This is a genomic window from Paludifilum halophilum, from assembly GCF_002245355.1.
Classification (GTDB): Bacteria; Bacillota; Bacilli; order Thermoactinomycetales; family DSM-45169; genus Paludifilum; species Paludifilum halophilum.
Window position 1 is genome coordinate 1 of the sequence record NZ_NOWF01000063.1, and the last position, 466, is coordinate 466.

A 466-nucleotide genomic window follows, 5' to 3' on the forward strand; every position below is an offset into this window, starting at 1 on the left:
GTTGAACCCTCGCAAAGCCCGTGTTGCAGGAGAACCGCTGGTTTTCGGTTACCTCGGACGTATCGAAGAACCCAAGGGCGCCGATCTCCTTATCGATGCCATGCGGCTCCTGCCCCGGCAAGGTTGGCGAATGACCATGGCCGGTCGAGCGCCCGGCGGAATCGAAACCAATAAGCGAAAGGCATCAGGCCTGCCCGTCGACTTTCCCGGATATGTCGAGGCCAACAGTTTTTTTGCTGGCATAGATTGCCTCGGCGTGCCGCCTTTGTGGCCGGAGGCTTTCGGCAGAACGGTAGCAGAGGCCATTTTGCGCGGCGTCCCTGTCATTGGAGCCAATCTCGCCGGAGTTGCCGAACAGATTGGCCGCGACAGGCCGGACCGCCTCTTTGCGCCAGGCAATGCCAACGAACTTGCCGCCCGTATGATCGAGGCCATGAAAAATCCTGCCATTCTCACAGAGTTGCCG

At 59.7% G+C, this 466-nt stretch carries 1 protein-coding gene; it reads left to right on the top strand.

Features of this window, described 5'->3' with window-relative positions; translation table 11 throughout:
* On the top strand, positions 1-466 hold a 466-nt coding region (locus CHM34_RS20440; protein ID WP_141201783.1), incomplete at both ends, for a glycosyltransferase.